Raw genomic sequence first — 24,362 nt, forward strand, 5'->3', positions numbered from 1 at the left:
TCCATGCCGCATCACATCCTGGTCGCCGACGATGATCCGCATATCCGCGAAATCATCTGCTTTGCGCTCGAAAAGGCGGGGATGAAGACGGTTGCAGTATCAGACGGCGCAGCCGCCTTGCAGGCGATCGAGCGCCGCGCGCCCGATCTTGTCGTGCTCGACATCGGCATGCCGGAGATGGATGGGCTGGAGGTCTGCCGGCGGCTGCGGCACACATCGGATGTGCCGGTGCTGTTCCTGTCCGCGCGTGATGAAGAAATCGACCGCATCCTCGGGCTCGAAATGGGTGGCGACGACTATGTCACCAAACCTTTCAGCCCGCGCGAACTGGTCGCCCGCGTCAATGTCATCCTGCGGCGCGCCCGCCCGGCAAAGGCGGAACAGACCGACGACCGGCAATTCTCGCACGGCAGACTGGCTTTGCTGCCGGCCAGCCACGCGGCCAGCTTCGACGGCAGGCCGCTTGTACTGACCTCGATCGAATTCGCGATCCTGAAAGGGTTTCTGGCGCGCCCAGCACATGTGCTCGGCCGCGACATGGTGATGGCCAATGCCTATGCCGCCAACATCCATGTCGCCGACCGCACTGTCGACAGCCATATCCGCAACATCCGCGCCAAGCTGGCGGCGGCCGGCTGCACGGACGCAATCGAGACCGTGCACGGCGTCGGCTTCCGGCTGGGCCGGTGCGGCGCGTGAGCACCCAAAAATGGATTGGCAGCAAATGGCGGCCCCGCCTCGCCACCGTCGTTGTTGCCATCCTGATCATGGTGATGGCGCTGCCGCTGGTCGGCCTGTTCTTCTTCCGGCTCTACGAAAACCAGCTGATCCGCCAGACCGAGGCGGAGCTGATCGCGCAAGGTGCGGCCCTTGCCGCCATCTATGCGCAAGAGGTCCGAGACGCCGGCATCGCCATCGAAAAGCTCGGCGCGGCCGTGCCTGCCGAGAGAGACAACCCGGACTCTCCCTACCGGCCGATCGAGCCAAGCCTCGATCTTGCCTCCGACAGGGTTCTACCGACCCGACCTGCGGCGACGGCCGCCACCGTCGATCCAGCCTTCGCGGCGATCGGCGCGCGGCTGTCGGGCATTCTTGCCGAGACGCAGAAAACCACGCTTGCCGGCTTTCGGCTGCTCGACCCCAACGGCGTCGTCATCGCCGGGCGCGAGGAGATCGGCCTGTCGCTCGGCGCTGTTGCAGAGGTTCGCGCAGCACTTGCCGGCCGCTACGCCAGCGCGCTCCGGCAGAGGATCTCCGACGAGCCGCCACCATCGCTCTATTCGGTCAGCCGCGGCACGAGAGTCCGCATCTTCGTCGCCATGCCGGTCGCGGTCGACGGCAAGGTCGCCGGCGTGGTCTATCTGTCGCGAACGCCGAACAACATCGTCAAGCACCTCTATGGTGAGCGCGGCAAAGTGGGGCTGGCGGCGATCGCCATCCTCGGCGGCACGCTGCTTATCGGCCTGGTCTTCCTGCGCACCGTCAGCCGGCCGATCTACGCGCTGATGGAACGGACAAAGCGCATCGCCGCCGGCGATCGCGAAGCGATCAGGCCGCTTGATCATCACGGCACGCGCGAGATGGCGGCGCTTTCCGACGCCTTCCTCGACATGGCCGAAAAGCTGCATGCGCGCTCGGACAGCATCCAGACCTTCGCCACGCATGTCTCGCACGAGCTCAAATCGCCGCTGACGGCGATCCAGGGGGCGGCCGAACTGCTGCGCGATTCGGGTAGCGCAATGGACGAGGCCGAGCGGCGGCGGTTTTCGAACAATATCGTCACCGACGCCGGGCGGCTTAATCTGCTCGTGCGCCGTCTGCTCGACCTGGCACGCGCCGAAAATCTCGCGCCAAGCGGCGAAAGCACATCGCTCAGTGCCGCACTGGCGCTGCTGCCGGCCGAGGCCAGGCTGGCGGTCCGTGTCGAGGAAGGCGGCGATATCCGCCTGCGCATGTCGGCCGAGAACGCGGCCATCGTGCTCGCCAATCTCATCGACAATTCGGCGCGCCATGGCGCAACGCTCGTTTCGATCGCGGCGGCGAGCGCGGACGGCAAGGCGACGATCCTGGTGAGCGACGACGGCGCCGGCATTTCGCCCAGCAACCGGGGGCGGATATTCGAGCCGTTCTTCACCACGCGCCGCGATGCAGGCGGCACCGGCATGGGCCTCGGCATCGTGCTGGCCCTCCTGAAAGCGCATGATGGCACGATCCGGCTGGTTGACTCCGAGCGCGGCACGCGCTTCGAGATCATCCTGCCGACTGTATGAATTGGAACCTGATTCCGAAAACCGGCTTTCGGGATCATGCTCTAGAACTTTCGGGATCATGCTCTAGAACTGGAGACGCAAAAAAGTGCGCTACGACGTCGTTATCATCGGCGGAGCCATCGTCGGATCCTCGATCGCCTATTATCTGCGCGAGGAAGGCTTTTCGGGCACGATCGCGCTGGTCGAGCGCGACCCGCAATTCGCCCATGCGGCAACGACGCTGTCCTGTGCTTCCATTCGCCAGCAGTTTTCAATTCCCGAGAACATCCGCCTGTCGCAGTTCACGCTGAAACTGTTCCGGCGGCTGACGGAAGAGTTTGGAGCCGACGCCGATATCGGCTTTCGCGAAGGCGGTTATCTCATCCTCGCCGGCGAGAACGGACTGCCGATCCTCAAGGCGAACCACGAGGCGCAGATCGCCGAAGGCGCTGACATCGTCCTTGAGGATGCGGATGCGTTGGTGCGTCGCTTCCCATGGCTATCGGCCGAAGGCATCACCGCGGGCGCCTATGGCCGCAGCGGCGAGGGCTGGTTCGACGCGCATGCGATGCTGATGCTTTTCCGCAAGGCGCTGCGCGAGAAAAACATCGATTTCGTCACCGCTGATGTGACCGGCATCGAGCGGCAGGGCGACCGCGTCACCAGCGTCAACCTCGACAATGGCGAGCGGCTCGAGGCCGGCATCGTCGTCAACGCCGCCGGGCCGAATGCCGGCAAGGTTTCTGCAATGGCCGGACTGGTGCTGCCGGTGGAACCGCGCAAGCGCAATGTCTTCATCTTCGAGGCGCGCGAGAAATATGCCGACATGCCGCTGCTGGTCGATCCGAGCGGCATTTATGTCAGGCCGGAAGGCTCGGTTTACATCACCGGCGGCGCCGAGCCGCAAGAGGGCGACGGCCCCGCCGATCCCGGCGATTTCGAGCCCGACTGGCCGCTGTTCGAAGAGGTGATTTGGCCAGTGCTGGCGACCCGCATTCCCGCCTTCGAAGCGATCAAGCCGACGCGCGCCTGGGCCGGCCATTACGACTACAACACGCTCGACCAGAACGCGGTGATCGGCCCGCATCCGCAGGTCAGGAATTTCTTCTTCGCCAACGGTTTTTCCGGCCACGGCCTGCAGCAGGCGCCGGCGGTCGGCAAGGCGCTGGCCGAGCTGATCGTGCATGGCGGCTACCGCACGGTGGATTGCGCGGCGTTTGGGTACACCCGTGTCGCTGAAGGCCGGGCGTTTCGCGAGCTGAACGTGATCTGAGGCGCCATCGCGTCTACGGCAAGGGCGTTGCCGAGCGCATGGCCCTTAACCGTGTTGTCGAAAATGCACCAGGCCTCAGCGCCCGCCGCACTCGCCGCATCCAGCCGCTGCCTGATCGCGATCAGGCTGTCAGTGTCATAGTCCGAGTAATAAATACGCGGCGCGCCATGCAGGCGGAAATAGACGAGGCCCGGCCAGCCGGATGGCGTGGCTGCAGCGGGAACGCGAGCCGGATCGGCTGCGACACGCGCTACACGGAAACCGGTCAGAAGCGCATCGGCGTCCTGTTCGAACCAGCTCGCATGACGAGGTTCGCAAGCTATTTTCGAGCCGGTTTGCTTTCGCAATAAACCGAAGAACTCCTCGGTGACACGCGGCTCGAAGGACAGGCTGGGTGGCAACTGCACTAGCAGCACAGCGAGCTTCCGGCCTAGGCCTCCGGCCTGCCCGAGGAATGCCTCGATCAGGTCTTCGCAGTCGGCAAGCCGATGCTTGTGTGTCACGGTCCTGGGGATCTTCACGCAGAAGCGGAAATCTTCCGGGACCGAATGCGTCCAACGCTCATAGGTCTCACGGCGGTGCGGCTTATAAAAGGATGAATTGATTTCGACGCCGGCAAGACGGCCGGAGTAACGCTCGAGATGCGCCCCGGATCTCGGGAACAGATCCTTGTAACGCGACGGGATGCCCCAACCGGCCGTGCCCACGAAGCATTGATGCTTTTCCATGCCGGAGATGTGGACAGGGCGCTGCGCAGGTCAAGGGAGCGGTACTAGGCCGAGACCATGCGGCCGGCGCTCACCTGTCAGCACTATTCCGAGTGCTCGGCCGCTGCTGGCTCCCGCCGGCAGAAAAATGCGTCCGTCAGCGCTCGCGGCCAAACCAGAACGCGTCCGCCATGCGCGTCATGCCTATCCGTTCGTAGAAGCCGACGGCGTCGGGCACGGAAATCAGTGACATGGCGACGGATGGCCCGAGCTGCCGCCGCGCTTCGTCGAGCAGGCCCTTGCCGATGCCGAGCCCTTGCGCCGATTTGCAGACGGCGAGCTCGGAAATATAGCACACCCACGAGAAGTCGGTGATGCCTCGGGCGAGGCCAATCAGCGGCTTGCCAGGCGTATCGAGCCGCGCCGTCAACACCAGATCGGCATTGGCAAGCATCGCCTTCAGACGGAGGTCGTCATCGATAGGCCGAGTGACGCCGAGGCCGGATTCCACCAGCACGCGGCGGAACTCGGCTGCGTCGAGGGTCGGTTCGCTGGCGTAGAGAACTTTGGGACGTGTTGTCATGCCGGCCAAGGTGCACCATAGGGCGGCGGTTTTGAAGCGGTCTGTGCTCCAGGACCAAGGCCAGCCGAAAACAGCCGCCTTTTATTTGCCCGCAGCTTTGTGTAAACCGGGCGCCAACACATTCCCCGCAGAGAAAAAGAAGACGGGCAAAGACCATGGAAAAATTCACCAAGCTCACCGGCGTTGCCGCGCCGATGCCGATCGTCAATGTCGACACCGACATGATCATTCCCAAGGATTATCTCAAGACGATCAAGCGCACCGGGCTCGGCAGCGGGCTGTTTGCCGAAATGCGCTACAAGGACGACGGTTCGGAAAACCCCGACTTCGTGCTCAACAAGCCGGCCTATCGCAAGGCGCAGATCCTGGTCGCCGGCGACAATTTCGGCTGCGGCTCGTCGCGCGAACATGCGCCGTGGGCGCTGCTCGATTTCGGCATACGCTGCGTCATCTCGACCTCGTTCGCCGACATTTTCTACAACAACTGCTTCAAAAACGGCATCCTGCCGATCACCGTCAGCCCCGAGGATCTGGAGAAGCTGATGGACGACGCCTCGCGCGGTTCCAACGCAACGCTGTCGGTCGACCTCGAAGCAAAGGAAATCCGCGGACCGGACGGCGGCGTGGTCAAGTTCGACCTCGACGACTTCAAGCGGCACTGCCTGCTCAACGGGCTCGACGATATCGGCCTGACCATGGAGAAGGCCGACGCCATCGCCTCGTTCGAGAAGAAGAACGCCGAGTTGCGCCCCTGGGCCTGAGCGGTACGATGACCCGCCGCGACAGGCCGGGTTCGTGGCGGCTGAACGAGGGACAGTCATGACACGTTCGCTTCTTGCCGGCGCCTGCGCGCTGGCGTGGATTCTGATGCCGGTGACTGGCGCGCCTGCACAGACCGACATGGTGCTTGTGCCGGCTGACGATGCGTCCGGCGGGGCCGCCGACCTGGGCGCGTCGAGCAATGCGGCCCTAGCCGACGATGACAGCCAAGCACCGGTCCCGTTCGAGAGTGGGCAGCTGACCATCACCCAGCAGGAAGAGTATGGCGAGAAGGTGCTGGCCTATGACGGCAAGCAGCTGGCCAGCAATTACGAGGTGTCGTTCGACAAGATCGTCAAGGTCGGCGGGGTCAACGTCGCGCTGGTCGATGTCGGCGATGGCGGCAACCAGTGCGGCCCGGCCACGGTGATCGTCTGGAAGCCAGAAGGCGGCACCATCCAGAGCATCACGGTCGAGCAGGATGAATGTGGCGCACCGCCGGCTGCGATCTCCGACAGCGCCATCTATTTCGTGCCCTACCTGCTGCCGGGCGTTTCCAAGCCGGCGCTGCAATGGTCGCCGACGGACGGGCTGACGACTTCCGGCAATCTCATCTATATGCCGGAGCCCGGCACTGACTGGAAAGACGTCGATCCGTCGAAATACGACAACGTCGTCGACGCTTTCCACAACGAGGCCGTCTACAGGCTGGCCGAGACGCTGCTCGGCAAGGAGATGCCCGAGATGGCGACCAGCCTGCTGGTCGGCGGCGGCACCGAGAAAACCGCCTCGGGCGCCTTCTATGCCAGCGGCTGCGTGCCGCACGATTGCGGCGGCAATGACGGCTTCATGGCGGTCGATCCGGCCAACAACAAGCTCTATTTCGCCCGCCGGGGCGACAAGCCCGAGCCGGACGCGTGGCCAGCTGTGAACACGTGGCCCGCCGAGGTCAGGGAAGCGATGGACAAGGCGCTCGGCTCGCCGAATTAGCTTCTTGCTTCGCGCCTTCGTTTCCGAGGCGGGGCCGAGCGGCGGCTGTCGTAACCTTAGAGCATCACAAAAAAGCCCGGCGCATGGCCGGGCTTTCCGTCGAATAGATTCTATCAATCGCCATCGATCGCCGTGGCCATGCGGGCGATGGCCTGTTGATAGACGCTCGCGGAATTCCAGCCAGCAATTGCGCCCATATTCGCCTGCGCGCTCGCGCCGGCCCGCCAACCATGACCTCTGAGGAAGTTGGCGGTGGAAGCCAACGCAGTGGCCTTGTCGCGCAGATTTTTGTTGCCAACTCCATACGTCAAAACATTCCCCGGCAGGAACTGCGTGTGGCCGATCTCGCCATGCGCGGCACCGACCGACGAGGCGCTCAAAGCGCCGCTATCAACCAGCTTCAGGGCTGCAACAGCATGCGGGTAGAAGAACTCCGGGCGGCGGCAATCATAGGCAAGCGTTAAAATGGCGGAGACCGTATTCTGCTTGCCCAAGTAGGAACCGAAGCCGGTTTCCATACCCCAGATGGCGAGCAACACACCCGGCGACACGCCATAGGTCCGTTCGATCTTGCCGAACAGCGCCGCGTTCGACTTCTTCAGTGAACGGCCCTTGGAAATGATGGTGGACGCGCCACGGCGCTTCATGAAATTTTCCACCGAGCCGCTGAAAGCCTTATGGATGGCGCGGTCGACGCCGATCGTCTTTGTTGCGTAGGTCGCGCGTGCCAGAGCGGCCAGACCCTTCGAGCCTACACCGCTGGCCTTTGCTTCCTGCGCGAACTCCGCCTTCCACGCTTCGAAGCCCGCGCCCGTATTGCCGCATTGGGCGGCCTGTGCGCCTGTTGCCACCGCAAGCATCATCGATGCCGCCGCCGCGAAAATCTTTCCCTTGGCAAAAAATGCCATGTTTCTCTCCTGGTTGCCTGGATCTTGTCCCGAATACGAATTTGCCAGCGAAACGCCCGCTTGTCACGGTTGGAGTGACGTGCGCCCGCTTGGACGCCAGTACGCTCCAGCACTTTACAATCTGCGCATCGTGCTTTCCGAGAATCGGAACCGATTTTCGAGCCGCCGCGCTAAGAACTCGTTTACGCATCCTCGCCGCAGCGCTGGCGAATGCCGGAGAACTTGCTTACGATCAAGTAATTATTGTGGCGGGGGCTAAAATATTCATGGAAGACGTTGACGTCGTGGTCATCGGCGCCGGTTCGGCGGGACTTTCCGCTGCCAAGACCCTGCGTGGGGCCGGCCTTTCCTTCAAGCTGTTCGAAGCGATGAACCGTATCGGCGGCCGCGCCTGGACCAGCGACCAGCACTTCGGCGTCCCTTTCGACATCGGCTGCGCCTGGCTGCACGCGGCTGATCGCAATCCCTATTTTCCTGAGGCGCAAGCCGCCCGCTGGACGCTTCACCATCACGACATGAATATCGATCATCTCTATTATCGCAACCGAAAGGCGAGCGAGGACGAAGAGGCCGCGATGAAGGCGGCCGATATCAGGCTTTTCGAGCTGCTGGCGGCGCATGAGGTCAAGGTTGGCGACGACGACCGTCTTTCGGCGTTGCTCGCCAAAGGCCATGCGCCGCGCGCCGCGGCCACCTTTGCCGGGCCGATGGACTTCGGCGCCGACGAGGACGAGATATCGATTCGCGACTTTCAGGGCGCCGCCGATCTTGATCCGAACTATTTCACCAAGGAGGGGTTCGGCGCACTGGTCGCCCGTTTCGGCGCCGACGTGCCCGTCGAACTATCGACGCCGGTGCGGAAAATCCTCTGGGACGTGCCTGGCGTCGCCTGCGTCACCGATCGCGGCACCATCCGCGCCAAGGCGGCCATCGTCACTGCCTCGCCGGCGGTGCTCGCCTTCGAGGAGATCGAATTCTCGCCGGCGCTGCCCGAGACACATTTCGATGCCTTCTTCGACCTGCCGATGGGCATGCTGACCAAGCTGCCGGTCGAAATCAGGGGCACAAGGCTCGGGCTGGCGCCCTTCGACGACCTGCTGATCGAGCGGCTGGCCAGGCACGACATCTACTTCCTTTGCTTTCCCTTCGACCTCGACCTGATGGTCGGCTTCGTCGGCGGCGATTTCGCCTGGGAGATGTCGGCGGCGGGCGAGGCGGCGGGCGTCGACTTCGTCGTCGACCGGCTGTGCGCCATATTCGGCGGGGACGTGCGAAAACATGTCGGGCGCGCCATGATGACCAATTGGGGCGGCGAGCGGTTCGTGCGCGGCGCCTATGCGGCGGCCCGCCCCGGCCGTTCGCGGGCGCGCGCCACGCTGATGCAGCCGGTGGCGGAAAAAATCTTCTTCGCCGGCGAGCATCTGGCCGGTCCGCTGATGCAGACCTGCGGCGGCGCCAGGCTGTCGGGCGAGGCGGTGGCGAGAACGGTCGCCGCCCAGCTTGCGGCAAAATAGCATTGGCAGGAACGCCGGCCGCCGACAGGCGTTTGGGCGATATGCCGGTCCGCACTACATCCGGACCTGATGATTTGAGACCTGATGATTTGAGATTGGGATGAAGCTCTTCGCTTGCCCGCATTGCGGCCACCGCCTCTATTTCGAGAACGCCCAGTGCCTGAACTGCGCCAGCCCCGTGCTGTACGATCCCGAGCATGCGCGCTTCGTGTTGTCCGGCGCCGGCGGCGTTTTCCAGTGCACCAATGCCGACGAGTGCGCCTGCAACTGGATGGCGGAACCTGGCCATGCCTTCTGCCGCGCCTGCGAGCTGAACCAATTGATCCCGGACCTTTCGGTCGACGGCAACCGCCGTCGCTGGATCCGCGTCGAAGCGGCTAAGAAGCGGGCAATCTATTCGCTGCTCGCCGCCGGACTGCCGGTCGTGCCCAAGCGGAACGCCGGCGACGAGGCCGGCCTCGCCTTCGACTTCCTCGCCGATCCGATCGGCGGCCCAGGAGGCGCGCGCATCCTGACCGGCCATGACAACGGCCTGATCACACTGAATGTCGCCGAGGCGGACTCGGCCGAGCGCGAAAGACGGCGCGTCGAGATGGGCGAGAACTACCGTACGTTGCTCGGCCATTTCCGCCACGAGCTCGGCCACTATTACTGGGACCGCCTGATCCGCGACGACCCGCAACGGCTTGCCGCCTTCCGCGCATTGTTCGGCGACGAGCGCATCGATTACGAGCAGGCGCTGAAGACCTACCATGCCGAAGGTGCTGCGCCCGACTGGCAGCAGGACCACATTTCCGCCTATGCCACGTCTCATCCCTGGGAGGACTGGGCCGAGACATGGGCACACCACCTGCACATCACCGATACGCTGGAGATGGTGCATGCGCTGAATTTCCCGCTCGGCCGACTGGAAACGGTAGAGGCCAACGAGCTGTCGCGCAGCGACACCGGCGGCGAGCTGCAACCGGCGCCGTCGGAACCTGCCGCCGTTCCCGAACCGTTCGAAAAGATCCTGGCCCGCTGGCTGGTGCTGTCGGAAGCGTCCAACTCGATCAACCGCTGCATGGGCCTGCCGGACCTTTATCCCTTTGTCATCTCGGAGGTGACCGCACGGAAGCTGGCCTTCGTCCATGAACTGCTGGCTGACGTGAAAGAAACCGGAACAAAACGTGAGCCGGCCGAGGCGTTTTAGCCGGAACGCATGAAGCCCTGTTTCGTTTTCGTTCGTGAGGGACCATCAAAACGGAGCGAAACCATGAACCGCATACTGTTTCCTGCTGTCGCCGGAGCGCTTGTCGCCATGTCGGGTACAGCCTTGGCCGATACCGCTGTCTCGGCTGTCGCCGATCTCAACATTCGAGCCGGCCCCGGCCCGCAATACCCGGTCATCGGCGTGCTCGCCGCCGGCCAGTCGGCAACGCTTGATGGCTGCATCCAAAACAGCAAATGGTGCACCATAGCCGAGGCCAATGGCCAGGGCTGGATTTATTCCGACTATGTGACGGCCGATTTCGGCGGCAACGAGGTCGTCCTGACCCGGCGCCCGGCCGACGCAGACATTACCATCGTCGAAGCGCCCGCCGACGTCGACGATCCCGACATCTATACCGGAGCGATCGTCGCTGGCGAGCCGATCGAGCCGATCAGGCGGCCTCCGGCCGAGGTCCGCACCTACATCGAGACCAACCGGGTCGACCCGGTCTATCTCGAGGGCGAGGTGGTTACCGGCGCGACCTTGCCCGATACCGTCGAGTTGCGCGAGATTCCGGACTACGACTACCGCTATGTCTATGTGAATGGTCAGCCGGCACTGGTCGATCCCGGCACCCGACGCATCATGTACGTCGAGCGCTGACATCAGCGAGCAATCAGGCGGCCGCCCGGCACGAGCCGACGGCGGCCGCCTCTGTCCGATATCGTTAACCTGAGCTTCGTGCCGGAGCGGCGTGCCCGCCGTTCCAGCCTTCTGTTCGAACATCGGATTTCCCAAAACCGGTTCCACTTTTAGGTCCGATGCTCTAGACCATGCGACCCCATGCATCAGGCAAGGAACCCGCGTGATATCAGACCCTGCCGCCTTCGAGCGCTACCGGCATACTCCCAACGCCAAGACGACCCTGCCGCGGCTCTTGCTCGGAACGGCAATTGTCGTCCTGTTCTGGGTCGCGACAACCATCGCCGTGCTGTTCGGCGGCGCCTATGTTTTCGTTATCTGGCAGGCATCGTCTGGCGCCCCGATGGAAGGAGGGGCGGTGCAGAATTTCATGGCTTCGCCCGCCGGGATCCTCGCCGCGCTCGCCTCCTTTGCCGGGATCTGGCTCGGCCTGTGGGCTGCCATGCGCTGGGTCCATCGCGAGCCGCTGATGGCGCTGATCGGCACCAGCCGCCGCGTTTCGCGCTCGGGATTTCTTAGGGGATTGGCCGCGGTGTTGCTCACATCGCTGCTCTCCGAGATACTGCTCTATCTCCTGCAGCCCGAGATTGCGCGCGGCGCGATCGGCCTGTCGTCCTGGCTGCTGTTCCTGATCCCGATCGCTGCGCTGACCCTGCTGCAGACCTCGTCCGAGGAGGTGCTGTTTCGCGGCTATCTTCTCAGGGGCCTGGCCAACCGGTTTCAAAACCCCTTCATCTGGGCGCTGCTGCCAGGACTTCTGTTCACTGCGATGCATTGGAGCCCAAGCTCGACGGCCGCCATCAACGCCTGCGTGCTGGCCTCGATCGCCGCTTTTGCGCTGCTGCTGACGCTTGTGGTCTATGCCACGGGCAACCTCGGCGCGGCGTTCGGCGCCCACCTCGGCAACAATCTGACCGGCTTCCTGCTGATTTCGCATCAGCAAAGCTACAATTCGTTCGCCCTGTTCAACGCCAAGCCGCTCGAAGGGCCCGGCTGGACGACGCTTGATGCCGTCCTCATCGCGGCGATCGGCATCGTCTGCAGCCTGTTGACTGTTCTGCTGCTGCTGCATCCGCGCTCGCCGCTCAAGGTCGGGCCGGATATTTCGCACCCGGGCGGCCCAAGCTGATGCGCATCACGCTGGTGGTGCTGCGATAAACCGAACCGGCCCGGTTCGCGTATTCGGCCCGCACCTTGACTCCGCGGCCGATTTCCTGTCTACACCCCGCGAATTCCGCGACGAGTATCCCTCCGAGCAAGCCGACCGGGACGCCGAAGCCTCTTTGAGGTAACGTGCTGTAAATCGATCCTGGAGGCCAACATCCGGCAGCGCTGTGCGCCCCCGGGTGCTTTTTGGCTTTGGGCTTTACTTGGACACTGGGCGCGAACGCATTACCTCTCGGGCATCATCCGGGTGCCAGGGAAAGGACAAAGAATGTTTGAATCGCTTCAGGAGCGCCTTGGCTCCATCCTGAACGGCCTTACTGGCCGCGGTGCCCTGTCCGAGGCCGATGTCTCGGCGGCGCTGCGCGAGGTGCGCCGTGCGCTGCTCGAGGCCGACGTGGCGCTGGAAGTGGTGCGTTCCTTCACCGACAAGGTGCGCGAGAAAGCCGTCGGCGCCGCCGTGCTGAAGTCGATCAAGCCCGGCCAGATGGTCGTCAAGATCGTCCATGACGAGCTGGTCGAGATGCTGGGCGCCGAGGGCGTCGCCATCGACCTCAATGCGCCGGCTCCGGTCGTCATCATGATGGTCGGCCTGCAGGGCTCCGGCAAGACCACGACATCGGCCAAGATCGCCAAGCGCCTCGGCGAGCGCCAGAACAAGAAGGTTCTGATGGCCTCGCTCGACACGCGGCGTCCCGCCGCGCAGGAGCAGCTTCGTCAACTCGGCGAACAGGTCAAGGTCGCCACGCTGCCGATCGTCGAGGGCCAGACGCCGGTCGACATCGCCCGCCGCGCCGTGCAGGCGGCAAAGCTCGGCGGCCATGACGTCGTCATCCTCGATACCGCCGGCCGCACCCATATCGACGAGCCGTTGATGGTCGAGATGGCCGACATCAAGAAGGTGTCGTCGCCGCACGAAATCCTTTTGGTCGCCGATTCGCTGACCGGCCAGGACGCCGTCAATCTGGCGAAAAGCTTCGATGAGCGCGTCGGCATCACCGGGCTGGTGCTGACCCGCATGGACGGTGATGGCCGTGGTGGTGCAGCACTTTCCATGCGCGCCGTCACCGGCAAACCGATCAAGCTGATCGGCACCGGCGAGAAAATGGACGGGCTGGAGGAATTCCATCCCAAGCGCATCGCCGACCGCATCCTCGGCATGGGCGACATCATCAGCCTCGTCGAAAAGGCTGCCGAAAACATCGACGCCGAGCAGGCGGCGGCGATGGCCAAGAAGATGCAGTCGGGCAAATTCGACCTGAACGACCTTGCCGGCCAGCTTCAGCAGATGTCGAAGATGGGCGGCATGGGCGGCATCATGGGGATGATGCCGGGCATGGGCAAGATGAAGGACCAGATGGCCGCCGCCGGTCTCGACGACAAGATGTTCGGCCGCCAGCTCGCCATCATATCATCGATGACCAAGGCCGAGCGCGCCAACCCCGATATTCTGAAGCACTCGCGCAAGAAGCGCATCGCCGCCGGCTCCGGCACCGATGCGGCCGAGATCAACAAGCTCCTGAAGATGCACCGCGGCATGGCCGACATGATGAAGGCGATGGGCGGCAAGGGCAAAGGCGGTGGCCTGATGCGCGGCATGATGGGCGGTCTGGCGCAGAAGATGGGCCTCGGCGGCATGATGCCAGGGGGTATGGGAGGCATGGGTGGCCCAGGCGGCATGATGGGCGGCGGCATGCCGGATCTGTCCAAGATGGACCCCAAGCAGCTCGAAGCCTTGCAGAAGCAGGCGCAGGCAGCCGGTCTCGGCGGCATGAAGGGCCTGCCCGGTGGCCTTCCCAGTGGGGGTGGCGGCCTGCCTGGGCTGCCCGGCGGCATGAAGCTTCCTGGCTTGGGCGGTGGCGGGCTTCCCGGCCTTGGCAAGAAGAAGTGAGGGCGCCATGAACGAAGAAAAGGACATGGCCGACGCACGTGCGGCGCTGGTCGACTACCGCGCCTCGATCGACAACATCGACGCAGCGCTCATCTACATGCTGGCCGAGCGTTTCCGCTGCACCAAGGCGGTCGGCGAGCTGAAGGCGTCGCATGGCCTGCCGCCGGCCGATCCGGCACGCGAGCAGCAGCAGATCGCCCGCCTTCGCCAACTGGCGAAGGATGCCCATCTCGACCCGGATTTCGCGGAGAAATTCCTGAACTTCGTTGTCCGCGAAGTGATCCGACATCATGAGCACATCGCCGCATCCAACGGCGTAACGAAAACCGGCTGAGGACCAGCCGTAAACCCGAAAATCAGAGTTTTAGGAGAAAAGAAATGCCATTGAAAATCCGGCTGGCCCGTGCGGGCTCGAAGAAGCGCCCCTATTACCACGTCGTCGTCGCCGACGCCCGTTCGCCGCGCGACGGCCGTTTCATCGAGTCGCTCGGCTCGTGGAACCCGCTGCTGCCCAAGGACGGCGAGCGCGTCAAGGTCGACGCCGACCGCGTCAAGCATTGGCTCTCGCACGGCGCCCAGCCGACCGACCGCGTGCTGCGCTTCCTCGACGAGGCCGGCATTGCCAAGCGTGAGGCCCGCTCCAATCCGAAGAAGGCCGAGCCTGGCAAGAAGGCGCAGGAACGCGCCGCACTTCTGAAGAAGGCGCAGGACGATGCAGCCGCCGCTGTTGCCGCCGCGGCAGCCGCGCCGGCCGAGGCGGAAGCCGCGACCGCCGAATAATTCGCTTTCTATCCCCTATGAACGGCGGGCGCTTTGTCCGCCGTTTTGCTGTTCCGTCCGACTTATGATCAATAGCCTTCAGGGCAGCGGGCGATGTAGACGCGCCCATCGCGACCGCGATAGCGGCACCGTCCGGGTTCGGTAGCACGACCGATCAGTGCGCCGGCGAGGGCGCCGACAGCACCACCGATCACCGCCCCTTCAACGTCGTCATCGGCCACTGCAGCGCCGACAGCAGCGCCACCCAAGCCACCGACCGCCGCGCCCTGTTCGGTCCGGGAACAGGCTGCGAGCGAGGTTGCCAATATCATCAGGACTACCAGTTTCTTCATTGTCGTTCCTCTCAAACGGGTTTTTCCGTCCTCGCCGCCACATCTTCTAACTCGCAACCAGGCGATTTGATCCGAAGACAAAGGAGAAGGGCGGCGGCAGACCGCGCCCTCTCCGGCGACGCGACCGCCATCGAACGGCTTTTGAAGCCGCCACTATCGGCTGAACGGGATCAGCGCGCGCACCCTGGGATTGCGCAGGAAAAGGCCGCCCCACAAGATGAAACCGAGATAGACGCCGAACAGTGTGTGCGAAAACAGCGGGCTGCCGATACGTATATGCGTCGCGATGGCGCCACCGAGGTAGGCGGTGAGCAGGATGGCGCCAAGCACCGAGGTGCGCGGCACCGCATAGAGCGCGGTCGAGACCAGTCCGATGATGCCGAGCATGCGCGAGGCATCGGGATCGGCCGGCCAGCCGAGCTGCACCATGGTCTGGGTAACGATATCGAGCGGCGGCAGCTTGATGACGCCGTCGAAGATCATGAACAGCACGATGAGGGCGCTGAGCCCGCGGCCGGTCCACAGCGCGCCCGGCGTGACGGATGCAGTTTGAGACATGGTCATTGGTCCTCCGGTTGTTTCAGGCGCTGGCCGCTCTTCGCCAGGGTCGAACCAAGGACGCGGCGTGAGACGACGATCCGACACGCCTACGATCTTTTGAGCGCATGGTGCTGCGATGAGCGCCGGAACAAACCCTTAAGAAAAATAGAACTTTTCGGCAGTGATCATTTTCGGCGGCGGCTCGCCGAGCGATTCGAACACCGAGATTTCACAGACGCGGCACAGGCCGTCGAGGGCGAGATCGTTGGCCTCGGTGCCGAACGGGTCCTCGAGTTCTTCCGAAAGCGCGTCGAGGCCGAAGAAGGTGTAGGCGATCAGCGCCGTGAATAGCGGCGTCGCCCAGCCGGCAGTCGATGCCAGCCCAAACGGCAGCAGCAGGCAGAAGATATAGGCGGTGCGCTGCAAGAGCAGCGTGTAGGCAAACGGAAGCGGTGTCCCCATAATGCGCTCGCAGCCGGCTTGCGCTGCGGCGATTTCCGACAGGCGCTCGTCGAGGATGCGGTAGCCCATGACATCGATCGCCCCGGCCCTGTATAGCGCGGCGGCTCGCTCGCCCATACGCCGCACCATGGCGTCGGGCGGGTTGGCCAGCTTGGCGGCACTTTCGGCCCCTTCGCCGATGAACGTGCGTGCTTCGGTCGTGGCATCTACCCGCCGAAGCAGGCCGCGCAGGAAATGGCAGAAGGCGATCGCCTCCATCAACAGCCCGCGCAGTTCGATGCGATCCTCGATCAGCCCGGTGCTGGCGCGCGCCAGATTGCGAATGTCGAAGACAAGCTGGCCCCACAGCTTGCGCGCTTCCCACCAGCGGTCATAGGCGGCATTGTTGCGGAAACCGAGATAGATCGACAGCGCCACACCGAGCAAGGCGAACGGCGCGGGGCCGGCATCGCCGAAGTCGAGCTTCAGCGCCGTGACCGCCAGCACCACCAGCGCGCCATAGACACCGAAGCCGAAGATCTGCGGCAGGATGCGCGGCACCACCGAGCCGCGCATGATGAAGAACAGATGCAAGAATCCAGGGCGCGGGCGAACGATCATCGAAACCCCTTTCACGGACCGGCAATGATCCTGATCGGTTCCATTGTGCGATGCAATACACGCATAAGCCCAGCCGTCAGCGACATGGCGGCGTCGCCTTGCCGGCCTGGGGCCGAGCACGTTATCGAAAATCCGCAAGACATTCGGGAGCAATCGATGGCCGGCGAGACCGATCTGAAGAAACTGCTGGCAACGATGACGCCGGAATTGCGTCCCGGCATCCATGTCTTCGCCACACTGCCGCCCGATGCGCCCGTGCCGGACAGCCTCGAGACGGTGATGCTGTTTCGCGAGCGCGAGGGGACGACGGTGATCGCGCTAGAGGAGAAAGCCAATGCCGCTGGCCTGGCGACCGTCTTCCACTGCCGGATGGTGACGCTGAACATCCATTCGTCGCTGGAGGCGGTCGGCTTCCTCGCCGCCATCACCACGCGTCTGGCCGCCGCCGGCATCGGCGTCAATCCGGTCTCGGCCTTCTACCACGACCATTTGTTCGTGCCCGCCGACCGGGCGGAAGACGCGATGGCGATACTAAGGAGGCTGGCGGAGGAGAATCGGCTGTAAGCTGTATCGGCCAAGGGCCGAGCCCGTGACTGCGGGCCGCCGGCTTTCCGGCGCCCCGCGGAGGGCCCGCCGCGGCAGCGGCGATACGGCCCGTGAGCGAAAACTAAACCGGCCGAAGGCCGAGCCCGTGAGCGAGAATCAAGCCGCCTTTTTCTTCGGCTGGATCAGCCCGCGCTCGATCAGCAGCTCCGCGATCTGCACGGCGTTGAGTGCCGCGCCCTTGCGCAGATTGTCGGAGACGATCCACATCGACAGGCCGTTGTCGACGGTCGAATCCTCGCGGATGCGCGAAATGAATGTGGCATCTTCGCCGGCCGAGTCCAGCGGCGTGATGTAGCCGCCGTCCTCGCGCTTGTCGAGAACCTGGCAGCCGGGGGCATCCCGGAGAATTTCCCGCGCGTCGTCGGCGGTGATCGGCTTTTCGAACTCGATGTTGACCGCTTCCGAATGGCCAATGAACACCGGCACGCGCACGCAGGTCGCCGTCAGTTTGATCTTGGGGTCGAGCATCTTCTTGGTCTCGGCGACCATCTTCCACTCTTCCTTGGTGAAGCCGTCGTCGAGGAAGACGTCGATATGCGGGATGACGTTGAAGGCAATGCGCTTGGTGAATTTCTTGACGTCGACCTGGTCGGCGACGAACACGGCCCGGGTCTGCGTGAACAATTCGTCCATGCCTTCCTTGCCGGCGCCGGATACCGACTGGTAGGTGGCGACGACGATGCGCTTGATGGTGGCGAAGTCGTGCAGCGGCTTTAGCGCCACGACCAGTTGCGCCGTCGAGCAGTTCGGATTGGCGATGATGTTCTTGCGCGTGAACAGCGAAATCGCGTCCGGGTTCACCTCCGGCACGATCAGCGGCACGTCCTGATCGTAGCGGAAGGCCGACGAATTATCGATGACGACGCAGCCCTGCTTGCCGATCTTCGGCGACCATTCCTTCGAGACGTTGCCGCCGGCCGACATGATGCAGATGTCGGTGTCGGAAAAATCGTATTGGTCGAGCGCCCTGACCTTCAGTGTGCGGTCGCCGAACGACACTTCCGTGCCCTGGCTGCGCCGCGAGGCCAGCGCCACCACCTCGCTCACCGGAAAGCCGCGCTCTTCCAGTATGTTGAGCATTTCCCGGCCCACATTGCCCGTGGCGCCGACGATTGCAACCTTGAAACTCATCGAAATCTCCTGTCCTCTCCGCTCGGTTTTTGGAGAAAACCCGCCGACCGATGCGGGTTTCAACCCCCGGGCCGGCCCGGGAGAGGGTGGTTAGGCCAAGGGAATCAGACCGTTTTAGTGGTCGTTTTAGCCGTAGTTTTGCTGGAACGAGGAAACGCGCCGACACGCCCGGCCCAATGGTTCGCATTGCGGCCGGGGAAGTCGAATGCAAGAAGCGCCATCAAAAGGCCGCGCATCGAAACTATCCCGTTCGGTGCCGGCTTTTACGCGGTTTGCGCAAAGAGTCAATCGCGACCCGGCGAGGCGGCTTGCCCTGTACAATGGCGGCGGCGCGAAGTACGAACGATTGGATCGTTTGGCTCGTGGCGCTCCTGGCGCTCGCCGACGGATGACCCGTTACGGGCACAAAAGAATCCGAATTCCGAAAGAAGCATATGTCCAATTTCGAAGCTATTGTCCCCGCGCTTGCAAAGGCGCTGGAAAAACGCGGCTATGTCGAGCTGACGCCGGTGCAGAAGGCGGTTCTCGATCTCGGGCAGGCCGATGCGCTGGTTTCGGCGCAGACCGGCTCTGGCAAGACCGTTGCCTTCGGGCTGGCTCTGGCGCCGACTCTTCTCGACGGCGCGGAGCGCTTTTCCCATGCCGCAGCACCGCTGGCGCTGGCCATCGCGCCGACGCGGGAGCTCGCTTTGCAGGTGACGCGCGAGCTCGAATGGCTCTACGAACTGACCGGCGCAGCGATAGCGTCCTGCGTTGGCGGCATGGACATGCGAACCGAGCGGCGCGTGCTGGAGCGCGGCGCCCATATCGTTGTCGGCACGCCCGGCCGGCTGCGCGACCACATCACCCGCAACTCGCTCGACATGTCTGAACTGAAGGTAGTGGTGCTCGACGAGGCCGACGAGATGCTCGATCTCGGCTTTCGTGAGGATCTCGAATTCATCCTGGATGCCGCCCCTGCCGAGCGCCGCACGCTGATGTTTTCGGCTACCGTCCCGCGCGCCATTGCCACACTGGCCAAAGGCTACCAGCGCGATGCGGTGCGCATCTCGGCCTCCGGCGAGGAGAAGCAGCATCTCGACATCGAATACCGGGCGCTGAGCGTAGCTCAGCCCGATCGGGAAAACGCCATCATCAACGTGCTGCGCTATTACGAGGCGAAGAACGCACTGGTGTTCTGCAACACGCGCGCCGCCGTCAATCACCTGACCGCGCGCTTCAACAACCGCAACTTTTCCGTCGTGGCGCTTTCGGGCGAGCTGAGTCAGAACGAGCGCAGCCACGCGCTGCAGTCGATGCGCGACGGCCGCGCCAAGGTCTGCATCGCCACCGACGTGGCGGCACGCGGCATCGACCTGCCCAACCTTGAACTGGTGATCCATGCCGACCTGCCGACCAATCCGGAGACGCTGCTGCACCGAAGCGGGCGGACGGGACGGGCGGGACGCAAAGGTGTCAGCGCGCTGATCGTGCCCAACAGTGCCCGCAGGCGCACCGAACGGCTGCTGCGAAGTGCCGGCCTTGCGGCGACATGGGCAAGCCCGCCTTCGGCCGACGACGTGCGGCGTCGCGACGACGAGCGCATCCTCGCCGACCCGGTCTTCAGCGAACCGGTGAAGGAAGAGGAGCGCGGCTTCATCAATGCGCTTCTCGAGCAGCACGGCCCCGAACAGGTGGCCGCCGCGTTCGTGCGCTTGTGCCGCTCCAGCCGCTCGGCGCCCGAGGATCTTCTTGACGTCGTGCCGTTCACGCCGTCGGGCGACAAGTTTGCGCGCAGGGACGAGGCGCCCAGCCGCCGCGACGATTTCGGCGACAGCGTCTGGTTCTCGCTGTCGGTGGGACGCCGGCAGAATGCCGAGCCGCGCTGGCTGATCCCGATGCTGTGCCGGACCGGCGGTATCAGCAAGCGCGAGATCGGTGCCATCAAGATGCAGCCTGAGGAAACCTTCGTGCAGATCGCGGCGGATTGGGCTGACCGGTTTCTCCAGGCGATCGGCCCCGACCGCAAGCTGCAGAACAACATCGCGGTAAAGCGGCTGGGCGGCACGCCCGACCTGTCGCGGGCCGGCTATCAGGAACCGCGACCCGACAAGAAGCCGCACCGCGGCAAGCGGACGTTCGACCAGAATGCGCCCAAATTCGAGAAGCGCGCACCATCAGCCGATCAGCGCCCTGCCGCGTTCGAGGCAAAGCCTTGGGCCGGTAAGGTAGGCAAGCCGAAATTCGACAAGGCCGGACCCGCCAAGAACAAGAAATCGAAGAAGCGGCCGGCTTAGTTCCTCGACACGGTAATCTTAACAGGTCGGAGGCCGGCCGAGTGAACGTCGATTGCTGCGTTCCGTGTCAAATCGCAAACCTCTAGGATTGACCGGAACGTCCCTCGCTTCGTCATTCCCAGGGTCTGCGCTCCGCTTCGCGTTCGCTCCGCCCGGGGATGATGAAAGCATGGGCGACCTGCTCATAGCCGATGCACGGCGTCTTCGCACGCACCCCTTGCGGTCTGCCGCAACTTTGAACAGTCTGGCCAGCGGGACGAGGGGCAGGACATGCGCGGCGAAGTGCTTCATTATGACGAGGACCAGGGTTTTGGTTTCATCGCCGGAGCCGACGGCAACCGCTACACATTCGCGCGCGAGGATCTGCGCCGAGAGGCGACGATAGGCAGGGGCACGGCCATCGAGTTCCAGCCGGCTGGCGGACGGGCACGCGACGTTTTTTCGATCCGTGCCCAGGCTGCCAGTCCGCCTGCCGCAACCGCCGCCCCGACTCAAACCGGCAATGCGCCCGGGGCGCCGCAACATTTCGGCCGGTCCGCTGAAAGGCGTCCCGCCTCGGCTACCGGATTGTGGGATTATTTCTGGCGGGGCCTGACTGAAAATTACTTCAACTTCGCCGGCCGTGCCCGCCGCAAGGAATATTGGGGCTTTTGCCTGTTCTGGACGATCGCGCTGATTGTGGTCGTCGGCATCGGCCTCTTCCTCGACGATGCCATGGGTCATCTTGACGAATTGCCGGCAGTGGCGGTCGGTCTTTGCGGCGTGTTTGTGCTGGCGACAATCCCGCCATGGATCGGACTGAACGTGCGTCGCCTGCACGATATCGGCTTGACCGGCTGGCTTTTTCTGGTGGTGTTCATCCCGACTATCGGCTGGCTGATCATCCTGGTCTTCGCGCTGATCCCGACGCAGGCTCGTGAAAACCAGTGGGGCCCGGTGCCGGCGGGGGTGAAGACCAGTTAGTCCTGACCTGAGTTAGTCTGCCAAGGCTGCTCGCTCAAGGCGACTCGCTCGACGAGCTGGAAGTCTTTCAGAGCACGACCACGAAGCGCTTTCTTGTGGGCCGCGATTGCGCGTGTTGCAACAATTTCAAACTTCGATCCGTCATAGGCAGTTTCGCAGTCAACCACCTCATCCGGCCAAAGCCAGATCGAGAGAAGCATCTCGCTCTGCTCAGAAATGCTGCCGATCAGATAGAGTTTGCCTCTCTCGGCTGAATGTCGTTCGCAACTAGCTGCAGCAACGATGCGAGGTGCTGGGCGCCGCGAAAGTCCGCTTGGCGTTTGTGCTCGCCAAGAACATCCCTTTCGATGGCGCGTCGTACCTCGCCCATATGTCTGTCAGCCCAGGAACTTGGCGATGATCGCATCGCCCATCTCAGTGGTGCCGACCTCGGTCATGCCTGGCGAATGAATATCCCTGGTGCGCAGGCCGTCGTCGAGCACGGCGGCGATGGCGCTTTCCAGGCGATCGGCTTCAGCCACCATGCCGAAGGAATAGCGCATGCACATGGCGAAGGAGGCGATCATGGCGATCGGGTTGGCGATGCCCTTGCCCGCGATGTCGGGCGCCGAACCGTGTACCGGTTCGTACAGCGCCTTGCGCTTTTTCGTCTTGGCATCCGGCGCGCCGAGCGACGCCGAAGGCAGCATGCCGATCGAGCCGGTCAGCATGGCGGCGATGTCGGACAGCATGTCGCCGAACAGATTGTCGGTGACGATGACGTCGAACTGCTTGGGCCAGCGCACCAGCTGCATGCCGCCGGCATCGGCCAGCATGTGGTCGAGCTTGACGTCGGCATATCTAGCCTTGTGGGTCTGGGTGACGACCTCGTTCCACAGAACGCCTGATTTCATCACATTGCGCTTTTCCATCGAAGTAACGTGGTTCTTGCGTGTCCGCGCCAGCTCGAAGGCGACGCCCGAAATGCGCTCGATCTCGAACGTGTCGTAGACCTGCGTGTCGATGCCGCGCTTCTGGCCGTTGCCGAGATCGATGATCTGCTTGGGCTCGCCGAAATAGACGCCGCCGGTGAGCTCGCGCACGATCAGAATGTCGAGCCCTTCGACCACTTCCTGCTTGAGCGAGGAGGACGCCGCCAGCGCCGGATAGCAGATGGCCGGCCTGAGATTGGCGAACAGCTCCATGTCCTTGCGCAGCCGCAGCAACCCGGCTTCCGGGCGCACTTCATACGGCACCGCATCCCATTTCGGCCCGCCGACGGCGCCGAACAGCACCGCGTCGGCGGCCATCGCCTTGGCCATGTCGGCATCGGAAATCGCTGCGCCATGCGCGTCATAGGCGCAGCCGCCGACCAGCCCCTCATCGGTGACGAAACCGCTGCCGAGCTTGACGTTCATGGCGGCGATCAGCTTCTTCACCTCGGCCATCGCCTCGGGGCCGATGCCGTCGCCGGCGAGCAGGAGAAGATTTTTCGAAGCCATCAGAACCGTCCTAAACTGTGGCGCATGACGCCGAAATCGGAATCGATTTCGGGAAGGATCATGCGCAGAACCAAAATTCTACAGCGTCCTTTGCGCGTCCAAAAGGACGCGCGGCGCTGTCGTGAGCCGCGGTCTTGCTAAACGCCAAGCGGGCTATGCGCAAGCTTTGGTTCAGAGCATCTTTAGCGATCCTCGCGCTCCCATCAGTCCTGCCGGACAGAGGGGACGCTGTCCCGCCGACGTCGCGCAAGCTTCTGCACCGCCGCTCGGTCAGGCCGTGCGCTTGAGTGCCGTCACTTCGATCTCGATCTTCATTTCCGGCTTGTTGAGCTGGCAGACGATCATCGTCGCCGCCGGCCTGATGTCGCCAAAGGCTTCGCCGAGGATCGGAAAGACGATGTCGACGAAAGCTGCGTCGGTGACGTAGTAATGCGCCCGCACCACATCGGCCATCTCGAAGCCGCCGTCCTGCAGCGCTTTGGCGATCGTCGCCAGGCAATTGCGCGTCTGCGCCTCGACCGTCTCCGGCATCGACATGGTCGCATAGTCGTAGCCGGTCGTTCCGGAAACGAAACACCAGTCGCCCTGTACCACGGCACGCGAATAACCGGCGGTCTTTTCGAAGGGCGAGCCGGTCGAGATCAGTTTTCGCATGATTCCCTCGCATATTCCTTAGACAATGTTGAGTTGAGCTGAAGAAGTGTCGTCCTGCCATGGGCCAGACGGTGCGGATCGACAGTGCAAAAACCCTGATAGGCATCGGGCCGACGCAGTTGGAAGCCGACCGGCAGCGAACGTCGATAGTTTTTCGGCGGCCAATTTCAGTGGCAAATCGCAAACTTTCGAGATTAGCCGAAACACCCCTCCGTTCGTCATCCCAGGGCGGAGCAAGGAGCGAAGCGACGCGGCGCAGACCCTGGGATCCATGCCGTTACCTCGCGGCAGTGCTCCTGCGGACCAGAACCGAAGCTACCACCCCGTTCCGCGAAAAAGCTCGAACCACTCCGGATTGGTCTTCTCGATTAGGTCGATCTTCCACTGGCGCGGCCAGCGCTTCAGCGACTTCTCGCGCTGGATGGCGTCACGAATGTCGAAACGTTCTTCGTACCAGACCAGACGCTGCACGCCGTAGCGGCTGGTGAAGCGCGAGCCTTGGCCGGATTTGTGCTCCGGCATGCGACGGCCGAGATCGTTGGTGACACCGATGTAGATCGTGCCACGCTTCTGGCTCGCGGTCATGTAGGCATAGCCGGTCATCA

26 protein-coding genes are annotated in these 24,362 nt (G+C 63.6%); 15 read left to right on the forward strand and 11 right to left on the reverse strand.

The window, feature by feature from the left end:
• Positions 1-3 precede the first annotated feature (3 nt).
• The 3 genes from EN807_RS04975 to EN807_RS04985 all read left to right on the forward strand — a co-directional run bounded on the left by EN807_RS04975 (position 4) and on the right by EN807_RS04985 (position 3,522).
• Entirely contained in the window at positions 4-699 is a 696-nt protein-coding gene (locus EN807_RS04975; protein WP_127314833.1) for a response regulator transcription factor, read from the forward strand.
• Complete coding sequence (locus EN807_RS04980; protein WP_135934100.1) at positions 687-2,270, forward strand: ATP-binding protein; 1,584 nt, start codon at positions 687-689, stop codon at positions 2,268-2,270. Before EN807_RS04975 ends, EN807_RS04980 begins: the two co-directional genes overlap by 13 nt.
• Positions 2,271-2,355: 85 nt before the next feature.
• Positions 2,356-3,522, forward strand: coding sequence for an FAD-binding oxidoreductase (locus tag EN807_RS04985; protein WP_135934101.1), 1,167 nt, complete (start codon positions 2,356-2,358; stop codon positions 3,520-3,522).
• Here the strand turns inward: EN807_RS04985 and EN807_RS04990 are convergent.
• Positions 3,441-4,229 (reverse strand): DUF72 domain-containing protein, encoded by a 789-nt coding sequence (locus EN807_RS04990; RefSeq protein ID WP_348640232.1) that lies wholly within the window; start codon positions 4,227-4,229, stop codon positions 3,441-3,443. The genes EN807_RS04985 and EN807_RS04990 overlap by 82 nt on opposite strands.
• Before the next feature lie 157 nt (positions 4,230-4,386).
• Positions 4,387-4,812, reverse strand: a complete 426-nt coding sequence (locus EN807_RS04995; RefSeq protein ID WP_127314827.1) for a GNAT family N-acetyltransferase — start codon at positions 4,810-4,812, stop codon at positions 4,387-4,389.
• A gap of 155 nt (positions 4,813-4,967) precedes the next feature.
• On the opposite strand from EN807_RS04995, the gene leuD reads away from it, so the two are divergent.
• Together leuD and EN807_RS05005 are read left to right on the forward strand one after the other, a co-directional pair.
• A complete protein-coding gene (gene leuD, locus EN807_RS05000) occupies positions 4,968-5,573 on the forward strand; it encodes a 3-isopropylmalate dehydratase small subunit (protein WP_065007311.1) in 606 nt (201 codons plus the stop codon).
• A gap of 58 nt (positions 5,574-5,631) precedes the next feature.
• Positions 5,632-6,561, forward strand: coding sequence for a hypothetical protein (locus EN807_RS05005; protein WP_135934103.1), 930 nt, complete (start codon positions 5,632-5,634; stop codon positions 6,559-6,561).
• Between the two features lie 113 nt (positions 6,562-6,674).
• Here the strand turns inward: EN807_RS05005 and EN807_RS05010 are convergent, their stop codons facing one another.
• Positions 6,675-7,469 (reverse strand): lytic transglycosylase domain-containing protein, encoded by a 795-nt coding sequence (locus tag EN807_RS05010; RefSeq protein ID WP_135934104.1) that lies wholly within the window; start codon positions 7,467-7,469, stop codon positions 6,675-6,677.
• 266 nt (positions 7,470-7,735) lie between these two features.
• Here EN807_RS05010 and EN807_RS05015 point away from each other — a divergent pair, with 266 nt between their 5' ends.
• From EN807_RS05015 to rpsP, 7 genes are all read left to right on the forward strand, one after another.
• A complete protein-coding gene (locus tag EN807_RS05015; RefSeq protein ID WP_135934105.1) occupies positions 7,736-8,983 on the forward strand; it encodes an NAD(P)/FAD-dependent oxidoreductase in 1,248 nt (415 codons plus the stop codon).
• 100 nt (positions 8,984-9,083) lie between these two features.
• A complete protein-coding gene (locus EN807_RS05020) occupies positions 9,084-10,175 on the forward strand; it encodes a putative zinc-binding metallopeptidase (protein ID WP_135934106.1) in 1,092 nt (363 codons plus the stop codon).
• A 63-nt stretch (positions 10,176-10,238) separates the two neighbouring features.
• Positions 10,239-10,838, forward strand: coding sequence for a DUF1236 domain-containing protein (locus EN807_RS05025; protein ID WP_127314821.1), 600 nt, complete (start codon positions 10,239-10,241; stop codon positions 10,836-10,838).
• 202 nt (positions 10,839-11,040) lie between these two features.
• Positions 11,041-12,006 carry a type II CAAX endopeptidase family protein gene (locus EN807_RS05030; RefSeq protein WP_135934107.1) on the forward strand — a complete coding sequence of 322 codons (966 nt, stop codon included), beginning with the start codon at positions 11,041-11,043 and terminating at the stop codon, positions 12,004-12,006.
• A 306-nt stretch (positions 12,007-12,312) separates the two neighbouring features.
• A complete protein-coding gene (ffh, locus tag EN807_RS05035; RefSeq protein WP_135934108.1) occupies positions 12,313-13,932 on the forward strand; it encodes a signal recognition particle protein in 1,620 nt (539 codons plus the stop codon).
• A 7-nt stretch (positions 13,933-13,939) separates the two neighbouring features.
• The gene (locus EN807_RS05040) at positions 13,940-14,266 is read left to right on the forward strand and encodes a chorismate mutase (RefSeq protein ID WP_065007303.1); all 327 of its coding nucleotides are present in this window, start codon (positions 13,940-13,942) and stop codon (positions 14,264-14,266) included.
• A 44-nt stretch (positions 14,267-14,310) separates the two neighbouring features.
• Positions 14,311-14,712 (forward strand): 30S ribosomal protein S16, encoded by a 402-nt coding sequence (rpsP, locus tag EN807_RS05045; RefSeq protein WP_027153676.1) that lies wholly within the window; start codon positions 14,311-14,313, stop codon positions 14,710-14,712.
• 68 nt (positions 14,713-14,780) lie between these two features.
• On the opposite strand, the gene EN807_RS05050 is transcribed toward rpsP, so the two are convergent.
• The 3 genes from EN807_RS05050 to EN807_RS05060 form a co-directional block, all read right to left on the reverse strand.
• Positions 14,781-15,044 carry a YMGG-like glycine zipper-containing protein gene (locus EN807_RS05050; RefSeq protein WP_065007301.1) on the reverse strand — a complete coding sequence of 88 codons (264 nt, stop codon included), beginning with the start codon at positions 15,042-15,044 and terminating at the stop codon, positions 14,781-14,783.
• Between the two features lie 153 nt (positions 15,045-15,197).
• Entirely contained in the window at positions 15,198-15,608 is a 411-nt protein-coding gene (locus tag EN807_RS05055) for a DoxX family protein (protein WP_135934109.1), read from the reverse strand.
• 132 nt (positions 15,609-15,740) lie between these two features.
• Positions 15,741-16,646 carry a bestrophin family ion channel gene (locus tag EN807_RS05060; protein WP_135934110.1) on the reverse strand — a complete coding sequence of 302 codons (906 nt, stop codon included), beginning with the start codon at positions 16,644-16,646 and terminating at the stop codon, positions 15,741-15,743.
• 156 nt (positions 16,647-16,802) lie between these two features.
• Between EN807_RS05060 and EN807_RS05065 the strand changes: the two genes are divergently transcribed.
• Positions 16,803-17,210: an ACT domain-containing protein gene (locus EN807_RS05065; RefSeq protein WP_135934111.1), complete on the forward strand. Its 408-nt coding sequence runs from the start codon at positions 16,803-16,805 to the stop codon at positions 17,208-17,210.
• A gap of 138 nt (positions 17,211-17,348) precedes the next feature.
• Here the strand turns inward: EN807_RS05065 and EN807_RS05070 are convergent, their stop codons facing one another.
• On the reverse strand, positions 17,349-18,383 hold the full coding sequence (locus EN807_RS05070) for an aspartate-semialdehyde dehydrogenase (protein WP_127314815.1): 1,035 nt from the start codon (positions 18,381-18,383) through the stop codon (positions 17,349-17,351).
• Between the two features lie 434 nt (positions 18,384-18,817).
• Here EN807_RS05070 and EN807_RS05075 point away from each other — a divergent pair, with 434 nt between their 5' ends.
• Entirely contained in the window at positions 18,818-20,659 is a 1,842-nt protein-coding gene (locus tag EN807_RS05075) for a DEAD/DEAH box helicase (RefSeq protein ID WP_135934112.1), read from the forward strand.
• Between the two features lie 270 nt (positions 20,660-20,929).
• A complete protein-coding gene (locus tag EN807_RS05080; protein WP_135934113.1) occupies positions 20,930-21,622 on the forward strand; it encodes a DUF805 domain-containing protein in 693 nt (230 codons plus the stop codon).
• Here the strand turns inward: EN807_RS05080 and EN807_RS05085 are convergent.
• The 4 genes from EN807_RS05085 to EN807_RS05100 form a co-directional block, all read right to left on the reverse strand.
• Positions 21,619-21,822: a hypothetical protein gene (locus EN807_RS05085; RefSeq protein ID WP_135934114.1), complete on the reverse strand. Its 204-nt coding sequence runs from the start codon at positions 21,820-21,822 to the stop codon at positions 21,619-21,621. The two genes, EN807_RS05080 and EN807_RS05085, sit on opposite strands and share 4 nt — an antisense overlap.
• 177 nt (positions 21,823-21,999) lie before the next feature.
• Positions 22,000-23,103, reverse strand: coding sequence for a 3-isopropylmalate dehydrogenase (gene leuB / locus EN807_RS05090; RefSeq protein ID WP_135934115.1), 1,104 nt, complete (start codon positions 23,101-23,103; stop codon positions 22,000-22,002).
• Positions 23,104-23,373: 270 nt separating this feature from the next.
• Positions 23,374-23,757 carry a RidA family protein gene (locus EN807_RS05095; protein WP_135934116.1) on the reverse strand — a complete coding sequence of 128 codons (384 nt, stop codon included), beginning with the start codon at positions 23,755-23,757 and terminating at the stop codon, positions 23,374-23,376.
• A 315-nt stretch (positions 23,758-24,072) separates the two neighbouring features.
• A complete protein-coding gene (locus EN807_RS05100) occupies positions 24,073-24,360 on the reverse strand; it encodes a GIY-YIG nuclease family protein (protein ID WP_135934117.1) in 288 nt (95 codons plus the stop codon).
• Positions 24,361-24,362 lie beyond the last annotated feature (2 nt).

The sequence above is a fragment of the Mesorhizobium sp. M5C.F.Ca.ET.164.01.1.1 genome (genome assembly GCF_004792125.1).
GTDB classification, from domain to species: domain Bacteria; phylum Pseudomonadota; class Alphaproteobacteria; order Rhizobiales; family Rhizobiaceae; genus Mesorhizobium; species Mesorhizobium wenxiniae.